15 protein-coding genes are annotated in these 16969 nt (G+C 44.4%); 3 read left to right on the top strand and 12 right to left on the bottom strand.

Annotated features, from left to right (window positions below):
* Positions 1–71: 71 nt before the first annotated feature.
* The 11 genes from guaC to purC form a co-directional block, all read right to left on the bottom strand.
* The gene (guaC, locus tag IGI84_RS06930; protein WP_005230038.1) at positions 72–1049 is read right to left on the bottom strand and encodes a GMP reductase; all 978 of its coding nucleotides are present in this window, start codon (positions 1047–1049) and stop codon (positions 72–74) included.
* Positions 1050–1259: 210 nt separating this feature from the next.
* The gene (locus IGI84_RS06925) at positions 1260–2174 is read right to left on the bottom strand and encodes an aldo/keto reductase (protein ID WP_081118545.1); all 915 of its coding nucleotides are present in this window, start codon (positions 2172–2174) and stop codon (positions 1260–1262) included.
* A 169-nt stretch (positions 2175–2343) separates the two neighbouring features.
* Positions 2344–3630, bottom strand: coding sequence for a phosphoribosylamine--glycine ligase (gene purD, locus IGI84_RS06920; protein ID WP_081118544.1), 1287 nt, complete (start codon positions 3628–3630; stop codon positions 2344–2346).
* Between the two features lie 16 nt (positions 3631–3646).
* Positions 3647–5182: a bifunctional phosphoribosylaminoimidazolecarboxamide formyltransferase/IMP cyclohydrolase gene (gene purH / locus IGI84_RS06915; protein WP_081118543.1), complete on the bottom strand. Its 1536-nt coding sequence runs from the start codon at positions 5180–5182 to the stop codon at positions 3647–3649.
* A complete protein-coding gene (gene purN / locus IGI84_RS06910; RefSeq protein WP_081118542.1) occupies positions 5175–5759 on the bottom strand; it encodes a phosphoribosylglycinamide formyltransferase in 585 nt (194 codons plus the stop codon). The genes purH and purN overlap by 8 nt, the downstream gene beginning before the upstream one ends.
* On the bottom strand, positions 5756–6802 hold the full coding sequence (gene purM, locus IGI84_RS06905; protein ID WP_081118541.1) for a phosphoribosylformylglycinamidine cyclo-ligase: 1047 nt from the start codon (positions 6800–6802) through the stop codon (positions 5756–5758). Before purM ends, purN begins: the two co-directional genes overlap by 4 nt.
* Positions 6803–6917: 115 nt before the next feature.
* Entirely contained in the window at positions 6918–8342 is a 1425-nt protein-coding gene (purF, locus tag IGI84_RS06900) for an amidophosphoribosyltransferase (protein WP_010749590.1), read from the bottom strand.
* Positions 8327–10555, bottom strand: a complete 2229-nt coding sequence (purL, locus tag IGI84_RS06895; protein ID WP_170920135.1) for a phosphoribosylformylglycinamidine synthase subunit PurL — start codon at positions 10553–10555, stop codon at positions 8327–8329. The genes purF and purL overlap by 16 nt, the downstream gene beginning before the upstream one ends.
* Entirely contained in the window at positions 10548–11225 is a 678-nt protein-coding gene (gene purQ / locus IGI84_RS06890) for a phosphoribosylformylglycinamidine synthase subunit PurQ (protein ID WP_016620871.1), read from the bottom strand. The genes purL and purQ overlap by 8 nt, the downstream gene beginning before the upstream one ends.
* Positions 11222–11494 carry a phosphoribosylformylglycinamidine synthase subunit PurS gene (gene purS, locus IGI84_RS06885; RefSeq protein ID WP_081118540.1) on the bottom strand — a complete coding sequence of 91 codons (273 nt, stop codon included), beginning with the start codon at positions 11492–11494 and terminating at the stop codon, positions 11222–11224. Before purS ends, purQ begins: the two co-directional genes overlap by 4 nt.
* Positions 11485–12210, bottom strand: coding sequence for a phosphoribosylaminoimidazolesuccinocarboxamide synthase (gene purC, locus IGI84_RS06880; protein WP_081118539.1), 726 nt, complete (start codon positions 12208–12210; stop codon positions 11485–11487). The genes purS and purC overlap by 10 nt, the downstream gene beginning before the upstream one ends.
* Before the next feature lie 214 nt (positions 12211–12424).
* On the opposite strand from purC, the gene IGI84_RS06875 reads away from it, so the two are divergent.
* The 3 genes from IGI84_RS06875 to IGI84_RS06865 all read left to right on the top strand — a co-directional run bounded on the left by IGI84_RS06875 (position 12425) and on the right by IGI84_RS06865 (position 15616).
* Entirely contained in the window at positions 12425–12859 is a 435-nt protein-coding gene (locus IGI84_RS06875) for a hypothetical protein (protein WP_081118538.1), read from the top strand.
* A gap of 101 nt (positions 12860–12960) precedes the next feature.
* The gene (locus IGI84_RS06870; RefSeq protein ID WP_081118537.1) at positions 12961–13566 is read left to right on the top strand and encodes a DUF1054 domain-containing protein; all 606 of its coding nucleotides are present in this window, start codon (positions 12961–12963) and stop codon (positions 13564–13566) included.
* Between the two features lies 1 nt (position 13567).
* Entirely contained in the window at positions 13568–15616 is a 2049-nt protein-coding gene (locus IGI84_RS06865) for a penicillin-binding transpeptidase domain-containing protein (RefSeq protein WP_081118536.1), read from the top strand.
* A gap of 45 nt (positions 15617–15661) precedes the next feature.
* Here IGI84_RS06865 and purB read toward each other — a convergent pair whose 3' ends face one another.
* Complete coding sequence (purB, locus tag IGI84_RS06860; RefSeq protein ID WP_200125005.1) at positions 15662–16960, bottom strand: adenylosuccinate lyase; 1299 nt, start codon at positions 16958–16960, stop codon at positions 15662–15664.
* Between the last annotated feature and the right edge of the window lie 9 nt (positions 16961–16969).

Genomic DNA, 16969 nt, shown 5'->3' with positions numbered 1-16969 from the left:
AGAAAAACAAAATGGTTGTTTCAACAAAAAAAAGAAACGACCACTAAAAGGCCGTTTCTTCCGTATCCAGCTTAAATAGTATCTCCATTGAAAATCGAATTTTTCACGATTACGTAATCCACTTTACGAATCGATTCTAAATCTTTTCCACCTGCATAAGAGATCGATGACTGCAAGTCTTGCTGCATCTCAACTAACGTATCTTTTAAAGAACCTTTGTATTGAATCCAAATTTTCTTTCCTTCTACGTTTTTCTTTTCACCTTTTTGAAATTCTGATGCAGAACCAAAGTATTCTTTCATCACAACACCATTTTCTACCTTGGTTTCTCCTGGTGATTCTTCATGCCCAGCAAACAATGAACCGATCATGACCATGGTTGCACCAAAGCGGACAGATTTAGCGATATCGCCGTGTGTCCGAATGCCACCATCTGCAATGATTGGTTTGCGAGCAGCTTTGGCACACCAGCGTAATGCTGCCAATTGCCATCCGCCAGTTCCGAAACCAGTTTTGATTTTTGTGATACAAACTTTCCCAGGTCCAATGCCGACTTTCGTTGCATCTGCGCCAGCGTTTTCCAATTCACGAACTGCTTCTGGTGTTCCAACATTTCCAGCGATCACAAACGTTGCTGGCAAATGCTTCTTGATGTGTTGAATCATATTGATCACGGCGTTTGAGTGGCCATGAGCAATATCTATCGTAATAAAATCAGGAACAAGCTCTTTGTCAGCTAGTTCTTCCACAAAGGCATATTCATTTTCTTTGACACCCACACTGATAGAAGCAATCAAGCCGCGGCTTTTCATTTTTTTGATAAATGGAATCCGTGCCTCTTCATCAAAGCGGTGCATAATATAAAAATAGCCATTTTCAGCTAAAAATTCTGCGATTGAATCATCAATAATTGTTTGCATATTTGCAGGAACAACAGGCATTTTAAACGAGTGTCCGCCTAATGTCACCGTTGTATCACATTCTGAACGGCTGTTCACGATACACTTATTAGGAATCAGTTGTATATCTTCGTAATCAAAAACTTTCATGTCAAACATAAAAATATCCTCCAAATCTTACTAAGAGTGAAGCAAGCATCAAATGGCATCAGCCTATTTTTAACGCCCACAACAATTTAAACCACCTGGAAATGAAATACAAGCTTTTTAGAAATACTTTTCCAAAAAAAAGGATGAATGTTCGTGTTTGACGAACATTCATCCTTACAACTACTGAATAAAACGGAGTTTACGGATAAATTAAGGCAAGATGTTCCCTGCTGCTTTATACACTTCATACCATTCATGGCGGGTCAATACGATCGAAGAAGCTTGCGCGATTTCTTCGATTCGATGCGGGGTCATTGTTCCGGCAATCACTTGCATATTTGCTGGATGACGTAAGATCCACGCAGAGGCAATACCTGTCGGTGTCGTTTGATACTTGTCCGCTAGTTCGGTCAATTTTTCGTTTAACTCTGGGAATTTCTCGTTACCGATAAAGACCCCTTCGAAGAAACCATACTGATACGGAGACCAAGCTTGGATCGTCATCTCATGCAAGCGAGAATATTCCAAAATTTCTCCATCATGATCGACACTACCAGCATCCGTCATGTTGACATGAATTCCTTGATCGATCATTCCCGTATGCATGATCCCGAATTGCAGTTGATTCGCTACTAAAGGTTGGGAAACATATTTTTTCAATAGCTCGATTTGACCAGGTTTTTGATTGCTGACACCGAAGTATTTCACTTTGCCGTCTTTTTCTAATTGATCAAAGGCAGCTGCCACTTCTTCTGGTTCAAACAAAGTATCAGGGCGATGCAGCAATAGCGCATCCAAATGATCGGTTTTCAATCGTTGCAAACTACCTTCCACAGAAGAAATGATATGCTCTTTCGAAAAATCAAACATTTCACCTGGAACGATGCCACATTTTGATTGAATGAACAAATCTTCTCTTTTGGCATCCGTTTTTGCTAACGCTTCCGCAAAAATCGTTTCACACTCCCCGCGACCATAAATATCCGCATGGTCAAAGAAGGTAATGTCATTTTCAATCGCAGTCGTCAAGACCTTCACAGGATCTTTGGCATTGTTGATTCGCATCAAGCCTAAAATCACACTAGATACTTCTAAATCAGTAGGACCGAATTTAATATTTTTCACGTAAAGTTCCTCCTTATTTAAACTACACTCCTATTTTAGCACAACAAGATGAAAACGCTATACCAACGTCAAAAAAACCTCCCATAAAACGAAAACCACCAGCACAACCGATCGGTTCTACTGGCAGTCCTCTTTTACTTTCAATTTTCCTTACGCATAGAAACGTTCTTTACTTCATCGCCTTTGATGAGTTGCTATATTGCAAGGCTTTATCGCCGATATCGTTTCGATAATACAAGCCAGATAAAGACAACTTGCTGATTGCTTCATAGACGTTCTTTTGCGCAGTAGCTAAATCCTCAGCTGACGCTTCTACAAGAAAAACGCGCCCACCAGCTGCCGTCAAACCATCTTGGTCGGTAGCTTCCTTAACTCCTGCATAAAAGAATTGAATCCCTTCTCCTTGAGGGCTTGGGACAGGCATTCCTTGCTGATACTTGCCCGGATATCCTTGCGATGCAATCACGACACCGATCGAAGCCGATTGATTCCATCGGATCGCGGGCACTCGATCCTGCAATAGATCATCAATGATCTGGGCTAAACTGCTATCTAAACGACTTAACACGACTTGTGTTTCTGGATCGCCGAAACGCGCATTGAATTCGATGACTTTCGGTCCATCATTGGTAGCAATCAGACCTGCATAGAGAATCCCCGTAAACGGTGTCTTATTACGAATCATCCCTTTTGCTGCAGGAAGTAAAACTTCTGCTACTGCTTGATCGACCATTTCTTGCGGAATCTGCGGTACCGGTGTGTATGCCCCCATACCTCCTGTATTCGGCCCTAAATCGCCATCAAAGGCACGTTTATGGTCTTGAGCAATGACCATTGGATAGACGGCTTCGTCCTTAACAAACGCCAAGAGCGAAAACTCTTCGCCAGCCAAAAACTCTTCGATCACCACTTTTGCACCACTTTCACCGAAAGCATTTTGCTCTAGCATCGCTTCGACAGCCGCATTCGCCTCATCAACGGTTTCAGCGACGACTACGCCTTTGCCCGCAGCTAAGCCATCCGCTTTGATAACGATTGGTGCACCTTTAAGCTGGATATATGCTTTTGCTTGCGCACTATCTGTAAAACTTTGGTAGTCTGCTGTCGGAATCTGATTGTCCCGCATCAATTCTTTGGCAAACTCTTTTGATCCTTCGATCATCGCTGCTTGTCGATTGGGGCCAAAAATTGCCAAGCCCGCCGCCTGAAAATCATCTACGATGCCATTTAGTAACGGAACTTCCGGACCAACGAAGGTCCAATCAACCTCCTGCTCTTGAGCAAAAGCAATTAGGCTTTCATGATCGGACTCTTCAATTGCGACTGTCTTGATCCCGTCTTTTCGCATACCGGGATTGCCCTTCGCACAAAAGACTGTTTCCACTTGAGGATCCTGCAGAAACTTTTTTGCGACGGCATGCTCTCTACCGCCACTACCAATAACAAGTATTTTCATCGTCTTCTCCTATTTCTTAGTGTTTAAAATGACGAACACCAGTAAAGACCATCGCCACACCGTATTTATCTGCCATGTCGATCGACTCTTGATCTTTGATACTGCCACCAGGTTGAATAATCGCTTTGATTCCTTGTTGCGCTGCATATTCAACACTGTCATCCATTGGGAAAAAGGCGTCGCTTGCCAGCACTGAACCAGCCAATTTATTGTTTTCACGGGCTTGTTCCACAGCGATTTTCACTGAACCCACGCGGTTCATTTGACCAGCGCCGATCCCGACGGTTTGCTGTTGATTGGCTAAAACGATGGCATTAGATTTCACGTGTTTCACCGCTTTCCAAGCAAAAGCCAAAGCTGCGATTTCTTCTGTTGTTGGCTTTCTCTTTGTCACCACGGTCCAATCTTCTGGTGTTTCTATTTGATCATCTGGTTCTTGCACCAATAAGCCCCCAAGGACAGAGACAACTTCTGGCTGTTTGGCTGCTTTTTGGAAATCAACAACCAGCAGGCGCAGATTTTTTTTCTTCGTTAAAATTTCTAGTGCTTCTTCTTCAAATGCAGGTGCAATAATGATCTCAAGAAAAATCCGCTGCAGTTGCTCCGCAGTTGCCACATCAACTGGACGATTCAAGACGATGATCCCGCCAAAAATCGACACTGGGTCTGCTTCGTAAGCTTCTTGGAAAGCTTCAGCAATCGTTTCTCCACTTCCGATCCCACATGGATTCATGTGCTTGAGGGCTACCGCAGTTGGCTCTGTAAATTCTTCTGCGATCCGCAAGGCAGCATCAGCATCTTTAATGTTGTTGTAAGACAATTCTTTGCCGTGGATTTGTTTTGCGCTGGCAATCGAATATGGCACGGGTAGTGCGTCTTGATAGAAGGAAGCTTTCTGATGGCTATTTTCACCATAACGCAATGTTTGTTTCAAAACATAGGTTTTCGTCAAGGTCTCCGTTTCTGTTTCAGCCACCGCTTTGGTCAAGTATTCACCAATCAAGGCATCGTAGGCTGCGGTATGGCGGAAGACTTTGGCAGCTAATTTCTTTCTTGATGCCAACGTCGTATTGCCTTCCTTCAGCTCAGCTAAAACCCAGTCGTAATCCTTGGGATCAACGACAACAGTTACTGAGGCATGGTTTTTCGCCGCAGAACGCAGCATGCTTGGTCCGCCGATGTCGATATTTTCGATTGCGTCGGCTTCTGTGACCTCAGGCTTACTGATCGTTTCTTTAAATGGATAAAGATTGACGACAACGAGGTCGATTGGTAAAATACCGTGCTCAGCCATTGCCTCCATATGAGAAGGCAGATCACGTCGCCCTAACAGACCCCCATGCACCCGCGGATGTAGCGTCTTGACCCTACCGTCCATCATTTCAGGAAATTCTGTGATCGCTTCGATGCCGATCGGTTGAAGCCCTGCTTTCTCTAAGACGGTTTTGGTCCCGCCAGTTGAAATGATCTCAAATCCTAAATTGGTCAATTCTTGGACAAATGGTACCAGTCCTTCTTTGTCAGACACACTGATTAATGCACGTTTATTCACGATTTGATAGCCCCTTTTCCACAATTTCAGCTAAAACAGCTGGATAGATTTGGTGTTCCACTTGATGAATTTTCTCTGTCACACTTGTTAATGTATCGTCGGTGTCGATCCGAACGATTTCTTGGGCAATGATTGGCCCTGTGTCAATGCCAGCATCGACATAATGAACCGTCACCCCCGTCACTTTCACGCCATAAGCGAAGGCATCGGCAATCCCAGACTTACCTGGGAAGCTTGGCAACAAGGAGGGATGGATATTGATGACTCGTCCTTCATAAGCGGATAATAAGGTGTTGCCGATGATCCGCATGTACCCTGCTAAAACAATAAAATCGATGGCATGATCCTGCAATTCTTCGATCAATTTACTTTCAAAAGCTGCTTTTGACGCAAATGCCGCTGGCTCCAAGACAAGCGTTTCATAGTCTCTCGCGCGGGCTTTTTCTATTACTGGCGCTGTAGGTTTATCGGAAAAGACCAACCCGATCTGCGCTCCTTTGATTTTATTTGCTTGGATCGCATCGGCGATCGCGGTAAAATTGCTGCCCGTTCCAGAAGCAAAGACGGCGATCCTCATCGGACTGCCTCTTTGAAGCAAACGGCTTCGTTGTTACGTTTGGTCACTTTCCCGATCCGGTATGCTTGTTCTTCATTGGCGGATAGAAGTGCCATCACTGCCGCAACATTTTCTGGCGCAACGGCTAAGACCATACCGATACCCATATTGAAAATCTCGAACATTTCTTGGTGAGGAATCGCGCCATGAGCAGCGATCAGATCAAATATCGGCAACTGCGGCCAAGTGCCTAAGGCGATTTCTGCCGCCAGACCTTCCGGCAGCATCCGCGGGATATTTTCAACAAAGCCGCCACCAGTGATATGAGAAATTCCAGCGAGCAATCCTTCTGTCAATAAAGGTTTCAATGCATCAACGTAAATTCTCGTTGGCGTCAATAAACTTTCTGCAAGTGTTTGGTTGCCAAGTTCCGCAAACGTTTCTGCTCCTGTATAGCCATGCTGTTCAAAAAAGACTTTTCTGACTAAAGAGTACCCATTGGAGTGAATGCCTGATGAAGGCAAACCAATCAGCTCATCGCCTTCTTTGATGGTTTCTCCAGTGATCAAGCGACTTTTTTCGACGATCCCTACGGCAAAGCCAGCAAGATCATATTCTTCTGGCTGATATATCCCCGGCATTTCAGCGGTTTCCCCACCAATCAGGGCAGCACCCGCTTGCACACAGCCCTCCGCGACACCAGCAATGATTTGTTCGATCTTTGCCGGATCGTTTTTACCAACTGCAACATAGTCAAGGAAGTAGATAGGTTCTGCCCCTTGAGCGACGATATCATTCACGCACATCGCGACGCAATCAATGCCGATCGTTGCGTGCTGTTCTTGTTGGATCGCCAACAAAAGCTTGGTTCCTACACCATCAGTTCCAGAAACAAGTACGGGTTCTTTTAATTGGTACGATGATAAGTCAAAACAGCCACCAAAGCCCCCGATTGCCCCCATCACGCCTAGCCGTTCTGTTCGTTTCACATGCTTTTTGATCCGTTCGACTACTTCATAACCGGCCTCGACATCGACACCGGCTTTTGCATATGCATTTGCCACGTTCGTTCCTCCTCAATCATTCATCCGCTTTTCTTCATTCAGCTCACTCGTCGTTAACGTAAGCAAACCATCAGTCCTTCACTGCTGCGCTTGAAAAACCATTCTTGCCTACTTTTTATTCAGCTAAAGACGCGAGATAGTTTTCTTCATAATCATACAAAGGGGTTGGATAATCGCCATTGAAATAGGCCATACACAAGCCTGAGTAAGGTGCGTCAAAATCTAAACCGATCGCTTCGATCAACCCGTCTTCACTTAAAAAGGCCAAAGAATCTGCTTCGATTTTTTCACAAATCTCAGCTTCCGTATATTTGGCTGCGATCAATTCTTTTCTCGTTTGAATGTCGATCCCGTAAAAACATGGATAGCGCAAAGGCGGCGAACCGATACGCACATGAACTTCTTTCGCACCTGCCTCTTTTAGCAGTTGCACGATACGGCGGCTGGTGGTTCCTCGGACGATCGAATCGTCGACTAGAATCACTCGTTTGCCTTCGACTACGCCACGAACAGCTGAGAGCTTCATCCGCACGCCTTGTTCCCTTAACTCCTGCGTCGGTTGAATAAACGTTCGTGCAATGTATTGATTTTTTACTAAGCCCAATTCATAAGGAATACCTGAAGCTTCGGCATAGCCGCTGGCAGCAGATAAGGATGAATTCGGTACACCAATGACCATATCCGCTTCGATCGGCGCCTCTTGTGCTAAGCGACGGCCCATATTTTTACGGGCACGATGGACATTGACGCCAGCGATGTTGGAATCAGGACGGGCAAAATAAATAAACTCCATCGAGCAAATCGCCGGCTGTACTTCTTGGGTATACTGCTCGATTTGAATGCCTGCATCATCAATGATCACGACTTCGCCCGGTCGGACATCACGAATAAATTCCGCACCGATGACTTCCAACGCACAGGTTTCTGAAGCTACCACATAGGCACCATTGACCATTTTCCCGATTGACAATGGCCGAAAGCCATTGGGGTCTAGTGCTGCGATCATGGCATTTTCGGTCAGTAAAAGGTACGCAAATCCACCTTTAACTTGATTCAATGCCTCCTTGACCCGATCCATAAAAAGCGGTTCTTCACTGCGGCGGATCAAGTGCATGAGAATCTCTGTATCGGAATTCGAGTGGAAAATCGCACCAGCCTTTTCTAAGGATTTCCGTAGACTTTTCGCATTCGTCAAGTTGCCGTTATGAGCTAAGCCAATCTGCTGATCAAAAAATTTGAATAAAAATGGTTGAATATTATCAACGCTACCATTACCAGCAGTTGCGTAGCGAACATGACCAATGGCAGCATCTCCTGTCAGACGCTGGAGGACACGTTCATCCGAAAACACTTCCGCTAGTAACCCTAAATCACGGTGGCCATTGAGTTTCCCGGCATCATTCGTGACGATCCCTGCACCTTCTTGGCCGCGATGTTGCAAACTGTGTAGTCCGAAGTAGGTGACACGAGCGGCATCTGGATGACCCCAAACACCAAAAACCCCACATTCCTCGTTGAGGCTCTTTACTTCATTAAACATGGAATGGCTTCCTCCCATTTCAATTTCGCCTCAGCAAGGGGCATCTCGATCGCATCATCTTGTGCCTGCATGCGAATCTGGCCATCAGCAGTCACTTCGCCGATCGCTGTTGCCGCAGCGCCTACCAGTGCTTCAAAAGCCGCTTGCTTATCAGGTGCGACTGAAAGCACAAAACGGGATTGGGTTTCTGAAAACAATTGTGCTGCTGGCAATGATACGGTCACATTTAGACCAAAGCCCTTGTCAAAGGCGGATTCGGCTAAAGCGATCGCTAAACCACCTTCGGCACAGTCATGGGCACTTTGAACAAGACCTGCTTGGATCGCTGCGGTAACCAAATGTTGGTTCGTTTTTTCTGTTTCAAGATCAAAGGACATTAAACGCCCAGCGATTTTTCCTGTCTGCAGTTTTTGCAATTCAGACCCATTGAAATCAGCATGGGTTTCCCCTAGGACATAGATTACATCCCCTGCTGCTTGGAAATGCTGCGTCGTGATATGCGCCAGCTCTTCAATCAATCCGACCATCCCAATAACAGGCGTTGGATAGACCGATTGTCCGTCTGTTTCGTTGTATAACGAGACGTTTCCAGAAATGACTGGCGTCTCTAACACACGACAAGCTTCTGAGATCCCGTCAGCAGCCGTAGATAACTCCCAGAATCCTTCTGGTTTATCTGGCGAGCCGAAGTTAAGGCAGTCAGTGATCGCCAATGGACGCCCACCGGAAGCGACGATATTTCGAGCTGCTTCTGCAACTGCGATCTGTCCGCCGACTTCTGGATCTAAGTAGAGGTAACGAGCATTACAGTCAGTCGTCATCGCCAAGGCTTTATTGGTTCCCTTGATTCGTAAAACAGCGGCATCACTGCCGGGGCCTACCACGGTATTGGTACGAACTTGCGAATCGTAGGTTTCAAAAATCGAGCGTTTCGAAGCGATCGTCGGCTGCTGCAGTAGATCCGCAAATACAGACGTTGCTGAATGAATCACTGGAACAAAGTCCGGTGTTTCCTTAAACACTTTGATCCGTGCTGGTTCTGCCATCTCTTTGTAGTAAGTCGGTGCATCTTCAGCTAAAGCATCCACTGGTAAATTAGCGACTTCCTGTCCATGATGGAACAAACGATAGTTGCCATCATCCGTCACTTCACCAATCACGACTGCTTCTAGATCGTATTTCTTAAAGAGGGCTTCCACTTCAGCTTCATGCCCTTTTTTGACACAGATCAGCATCCGCTCTTGGGATTCTGACAACATCATTTCATAAGGCGTCATATTGGTTTCTCGCTGTGGGACATCATCTAACGTTAAGCGCAAACCTGATCCAGCTTTTGATGCCATCTCGGCACTAGAAGAAACCAATCCAGCAGCGCCCATATCTTGAATCCCGACTAAAATGTCCGAATGATCCACGATCAATTCCAAACAAGCTTCCAACAAGAGTTTTTCCATAAAAGGATCACCGACTTGTACGGCGGAACGTTGTTGTTCTTCTCCTTCGACAAATTCTCCCGATGCAAAAGTCGCCCCATGTATCCCGTCGCGTCCTGTTTTTGCGCCGACATACATGATGGTGTTCCCAACACCTTTGGCTTGCCCTTTTTGAATATCCTTGTGGGCAATGATCCCTACACACATGGCATTGACTAATGGATTGCCTTCATAACAAGGATCAAATGCCACTTCACCACCGACGGTCGGAATCCCGATACAGTTGCCATAGCCACTGATCCCAGCAACGACTTCTTCCAAAAGATATTTCGTTCTTGGATTGTCTAACTCACCAAATCGTAAGGAGTCTAAAACAGCAATCGGTCTTGCTCCCATACTGAAGATGTCGCGGATGATCCCACCAACACCAGTTGCTGCTCCTTCATAAGGTTCCACCGCAGAAGGATGATTATGGCTTTCCGCTTTGAAAACGACGGCTAGATCATCGCCGATATCCACGATACCCGCACCTTCTCCTGGTCCTTGCAGCACTTGCGACCCTTCTGTCGGGAATTTCCGCAAAACAGGTTTGGAATTTTTGTAAGAACAATGTTCACTCCACATCACTGAAAACAGTCCAGTTTCGGTATAGTTTGGTAAACGCCCCAAAATATCTTCTGAGATCATCCGATATTCTTCTTGGGTCAATCCCCATTGCTCGTATAATTTCGTGTCTTTGATTTCTTGTGGTGTAGGTTCTTTTACGATCATTTTATCCATTTACCGGCACCTTCCCAAAATTTTTCAATAATGAAGCAAAAAACTTCTTGCCATCTTCTGAGCCTAATAAACTTTCCATCGCTCGTTCTGGATGAGGCATCATGCCTAGAACATTGCCTGCTTTGTTGCAGATACCAGCGATATTGTGTAGACTACCGTTGACGTTATCTTCATAACGGAAAACGATTTGATTGTTGGCAACCAATTCCTGATAAGTCGTTTCATCACAATAATAATTGCCCTCACCATGAGCGACAGGAAGCGTAATGACTTGATCCGTTTCATATTCAGAAGTAAAAGCTGTTTGATTATTCACTTGTAGACGGACCGGCTTGCAAATAAAATGCAATGATTCATTTCTTTGTAAAACTCCCGGTAACAAGCCCGCTTCCGTTAAAATTTGGAACCCATTGCAGGTACCAAAGACAGGTTTGCCTTCATTTGCTAAACGAATGACTTCTGACATGATCGCTGAAAAACGAGCGATTGCACCGCATCTCAAATAGTCACCATAGGAAAATCCTCCTGGGAGCAAAACACCGTCAAAACCGGCTAAGCTTTCTGCATCATGGCGCACATATTCTGCTTCTGCACCCATAATATCTTTGATTGCCCACATCAAATCAACATCACAATTTGATCCAGGAAAGACGATCACTGCAAATTTCATAGGGCTGCTTCCTCCATTTGAACCATTTCATAACGGTAGGTTTCCATATTGACGTTTGCTAAAAGTTTGTCACAGATCGCTTCAATCTCCTCTGCTACTGCTGCTTGTGTTTGATTGTTGGCAGGTGTCACTTTGATTTCAAAGTATTTCCCGATGCGAATATCACTGACATCTTGATACCCTAAGCGATGAACAGCTCCTTTAACGGCTTCTCCTTGAGGGTCCAAAACAGATTCCTTATAAGTGACGTAAACTTTGACTAAATACATGTTGAATTCTCCTTTTCTAAACGATTTAAAACTTCTTCATAAACAGGAACGATATCCCCTAAATCACGACGATAGACATCTTTATCAAGATGTTCATTTGTACCCATATCCCATAAGCGGCAAGTATCTGGTGAAATCTCATCAGCCAGGAGCAACTCGCCCTTCTTGGTTTTGCCGATCTCGATTTTAAAATCGATCAATCGAATGTTGATACTTGCAAAGATTTCCAGTAACGCAGCGTTGACTTGTATCGCCAGTTTTTTGATCTGGTCCAGTTCCTCTTTTGTGGCAAGACCCAGATAGAACACATGATCATCATTGATAAACGGATCATCTAAGCGATCCTCTTTGTAGTAAAACTCCACGATCGGCTTTGGCAGTTTGGTTCCTTCTTCGATGCCCAAGCGCTTTGAAAAACTACCAGCAGCCGTATTGCGAACAACGACTTCTAAAGGAATCATGGTGACAGCTCGAATTAATTGTTCGTGTTTAGACACTAATTGAAGAAAGTGACTTGGGACATTTTTATCCGCTAAGCGCTGAAAAAGATGCGCAGTGATCTGATTGTTCAAGGCACCCTTTCCTACAACGGCATCTTTCTTTAAACCGTTCAGCGCAGTTGCTTGGTCCAGATAAAGGACTCTCAACACATCTTCTTCGTTGGTTTTAAACAATTTCTTGGCTTTTCCTTCATAAAGAAGCACTTCTGATTCCATATTCCACCTCAGTTAAGTATTATTTTTCACATAGCGATGACACACATCTTTATTTGCTTATTATTCTAACAACGCTGAAAAAGCGGGTCAACGATTATCTGTACATTTACACATTAATAAACACGAATGTTCGTTTTTTATCCCGTCAAACAAGTTTACCTCTCCCGTTTGACTGGCGAAGGATTTTATAAAGCGTTTACAACAATCTTTTTTCATGCTATATTTAGGTCGTATTGTAGCTACATTCAAGGAGGAGTACTATATGTGGTCGCTAAAGAATCGTGCTGAACTTTTTTTAGCTCATTTATCAGACAAAGAAAAACAACAGCTCCATAACGAATTATTGGCCGTGCAGCAAATCCTTTCCATCAACCAACAAACAAGTTTCTATGTATTCAGTCCCTTCAAAAAAGGGGCACGTCCTCACTATGCGGAAGAACAAAAAAGAGTCTTACAATTTCAAAATGGCCGCAATGACGAATTGATCATTCACCAGATTCATCGTCAAAGCTTATTTAAACATACGTATTCTTTCCGTATTTATTTTAACTTAGAAGAAATGGATTTTTCTTTCTTGGATGATCTTCTGCATCTTTTGAAGGAACAAAGCCTTGCCCCTACCTTTAACTTAAGTCCCGCTGCGAATTAGCTAGTGATCACTAAATAAAAAAAAGATAAAAAAAACAAAAGCCCGAAATTTTACGGGCTTTTTTTGTTATACTGTTTTCAGACAAAAGAAAGGACACGATTATGCTATTTACAAAACAGTCATTTGATGTTTTTGCTTTAGAAACATTAGAAGAAAGAATGGAAAAAATCCGTTCAGAGATCCAGCCGATTTTCCAAACCATCGGCGAGGCAGCGATCCCATTATTTGAAGAAAGTTGTCACGAACCTTTTTATTTGCATATTGCTCAGCATCGGCGTAGAACCGTCTACCCTCCTGCCGAAACGTGGGCGGGGATCGGCCCTAACAAGCGTGGTTATAAAATGGACGCCCACTTTCAAATTGGGATCAATCAAGCGTATGTTTTTGTTTGGCTCAGTGTGATCGATCAACCGAAAAATCAAGCAACGATCGCGGAATCTTGGCTGGCTCAAAAAGAATTATTTGATCAATTGCCAGCAGACTTTACGCTATCTCCTGATCATACCAAATACGATCACTTCCCTATCGCTATGTGGCCAACCTACTTAGAACGATTACAGAAAGTCAAAAAAAGTGAACTTCAGATTGGTAAGATCTTTCCAAAAGAAATGATCGAAGACGTTGAGATGGCGGATATTTTAGCAGTTTATCAAACGCTGTTGCCGCTTTATCACGCCCGTTTGTCGGCACTAAAGGAGGAACAATAATATGTCAGAAAACCGGCGCTCTCGCAACGAAAAACCAGCGAAAAAACCTAAGCGTTTCGTCTGGCTGGCACTCCCTGCCGCCTTATTAGTACTTGGTGGCGGTTATTATGGCTATACAGTCTATCAAAATCGACAAGAAGAAGCAGCAGCAAAAAAAGTCCTCAATTCCTTTATCGATGCTATATCTGATCAGAAGTACAGCGATCTATCTGCTTTACTGACCGAAGAAAGTTTGGAATCAAACGGCTTTACCGCAGACGAAGTCTCAGCAAAATACGAAGCGATTTTCACTGGTATCGGTGCCGAATCATTTAAAGCTTCAGGAATTGAGGTAACGCCCGATGATAAGGATTCCGATCAATTCAATTTCCAATACAACGGTTCCTTAACCACCTCGTTAGGTGAATTAACAGAGCTGTCTTATAGTGGCACGATTACTCTGACTGATGACCAAGCCAAGATCGATTGGTCGCCTCAATTGATTTTTCCGGGAATGGAAGGACAAGACAAAATCAGTATCTCGGTAGATAATGCCACACGTGGAGAAATCCTCGACCGAAATAATGAACCGCTAGCAGAAAATGGCACGCTCTATCAACTAGGCGTCATTCCGGGGCAGCTGGGTACGGGAGACGAAAAAACCGCCAATATCAAAGCAATCGCGGAGCGTTTTGACCTAACAGAAGATGCGATCGATCAAGCATTGGCGCAATCGTGGGTCCAAGATGAGTTGTTCGTTCCCTTAAAGATTATCGAACCAACCGATGAAATGCCAACTGGAACAAGTTTAAAAGAAACGACGGGACGGACTTATCCTCTTGGAGAAGCCGCTGCCCAGTTGATTGGTTATCTAGGGAACGTGACTGCAGAAGATATCGAAAAGGATGAAACGCTAGCAAGCAACGGACAAATTGGTCGTAGTGGTCTGGAAGCTGCCTTTGACAAAGAGTTGCGGGGCGAAAATGGCGGAAAAATCGCCATCACAGATGAAGACGGTGCTGAAAAATCGGTTCTTTTAGAAAAAGAACGCGCAGATGGTAAAGATATCCAACTGACCATTGACGCACAAGCCCAAAAGACAGCTTTTGATGCCTTACAAAATCAGGCGGGGTCCACGGTCGTCACAGAACCAAAAACCGGTGATCTGCTGGTGTTAGCCAGCTCACCGAGTTATGATCCCAATAAAATGACCCAAGGGATCTCCCAAGAAGACTACGATGCGTATGAACAAAACGAAGACTTGCCTTTCATCAGCCGCTTTGCTACTGCCTATGCACCAGGTTCGACCTTTAAGACCATCACGGCAGCGATTGGCTTAGAAAATGGTACGATCGACCCTACCCAAAGTATTGCGATCGATGGATTGAAGTGGCAAAAAGACAGCTCGTGGGGGGACTACTTTGTCACCAGAGTCAGCGACGTAGCTTCTGTCAATCTAAAAGATGCACTGGTTTACTCTGATAACATCTATATGGCACAACAAACCTTAGCTATGGGTGAAGATGCTTTTCGTAACGGTTTGTCGAAATTGATTTTTGGTGAAACGTTGGATTTACCGATTGCGATGAATCCTGCTCAAATTTCCAATGAAGACTCCTTCAACTCAGAGATTTTACTGGCAGATACCGGCTATGGACAAGGAGAACTGTTACTGAATCCCATTCAGCAAGCTGCTGCTTATTCGGTCTTTGCCAATCAAGGAAAACTGGTTTATCCTCGTTTATTGAAAGAGACAGAACAAAAGGACAAAGAAGTCTTTAAAGCAGAGACGATTGAGCAAATCAATCAAGATTTGACGGCGGTTGTCTCAGATGTCAACGGAACGGCACACTCTTTGGCAGCGCTGAACATTCCACTAGCTGCCAAAACAGGAACTGCTGAAATCAAAGAAAAGCAAGATGAAAAAGGCCAAGAAAACAGCTTCTTATTCGCCTTCGATTCGCAAGATCAAGGATTTCTAATGGTTTCCATGTTAGAAGATCGCCAGGATAACCAATCAGCAACTGGTTTAGCCCCTGATCTATTGACCTACTTAGCTGAACATTATTAAAAAAGCCGCAACCTTAAGACGGATGTCTCAAGGTTGCAGCTTTTTTTATTCGGCTAAACCGACACGTTCAAAAATCGTGTCAACTTGTTTTAAATGATGGTTGTAATCAAAGGCATCGTCCAAGTCGGCTTTGGTCAAAATATCCGTGATCGCTGGATCAGCTTCTAACAATGGACGGAAATCCGTTTGCTCATCCCAAGCTTGCGCTGTTTTTGGCTGAACCAAGTCATAGGCTTGCTCTCTTGTCATTCCGTGATCGATCAATTTCAACATCACTCGTTGGCTGTAGATCAATCCAAAGGTCGCATTCATATTGCGCTTCATATTCTCTGGGAAAACGGTCAGATTTTTGACGATATTACCAAAGCGATTCAGCATGTAATCGATCAAAATCGTCGTATCCGGAATAATGATCCGTTCTGCCGATGAATGTGAGATATCCCGTTCATGCCAAAGGGAGACATTTTCATAAGCCGTCACCATATGACCGCGAACGACTCTTGCAAGTCCTGCCATATTTTCAGAACCGATTGGATTACGCTTATGGGGCATAGCAGAAGAACCTTTTTGTCCTTTGGCGAAGAATTCTTCGACTTCCCGCGTTTCTGATTTTTGTAGTCCACGGATCTCGGTGGCAAATTTCTCAATGCTGGTTGCGATCAATGCCATTGCTGAGAAATATTCTGCATGTAGGTCACGAGGCAATACTTGCGTGGAAATATCTTGCGCACGAATCCCTAGTTTTTCACAGACATACTCTTCGACAAACGGAGGGATATTTGCAAAGGTTCCAACGGCACCACTGATCTTGCCCGCTTCGACCCCTTTTGCAGCCCGCTCAAAACGTTCGACATTGCGTTTCATTTCTGAATACCACAAGGCTAATTTCAAGCCGAAGGTCGTTGGTTCCGCATGAACGCCATGGGTACGTCCCATCATCACGGTATGCTTGTATTCTTTGGCTTTCTCACCAATGATCGTCACGAAACGGTTCAAATCTTCCCGAATCAAATCGTTGGCTTGTTTCATCAAGTAGCCATACGCCGTATCAACAACATCCGTCGACGTCAAGCCGTAGTGGACCCATTTACTTTCATCACCCAAAGATTCAGAGACTGCTCGGGTAAAAGCAACCACATCATGTCGCGTTTGCGCTTCGATCTCTAAGATACGGTCGATATCAAAGGATGCTTTTTCACGAATCAATGCAACATCCTCTTTCGGTATCTCTCCTAATTCCGCCCAAGCTTCGTCAGCTAAAATCTCGACTTCTAGCCACGCTTGGTAGCGATTTTGATCGGTCCAAATAGCACCCATTTCTGGTCTTGTATAACGCTCTAACATGTTTTTATC

It is taken from the genome of Enterococcus sp. DIV0008 (genome assembly GCF_050542615.1).
Classification (GTDB): domain Bacteria; phylum Bacillota; class Bacilli; order Lactobacillales; family Enterococcaceae; genus Enterococcus_D; species Enterococcus_D innesii.
This window is presented reverse-complemented; position numbering and strand designations above follow the sequence as displayed.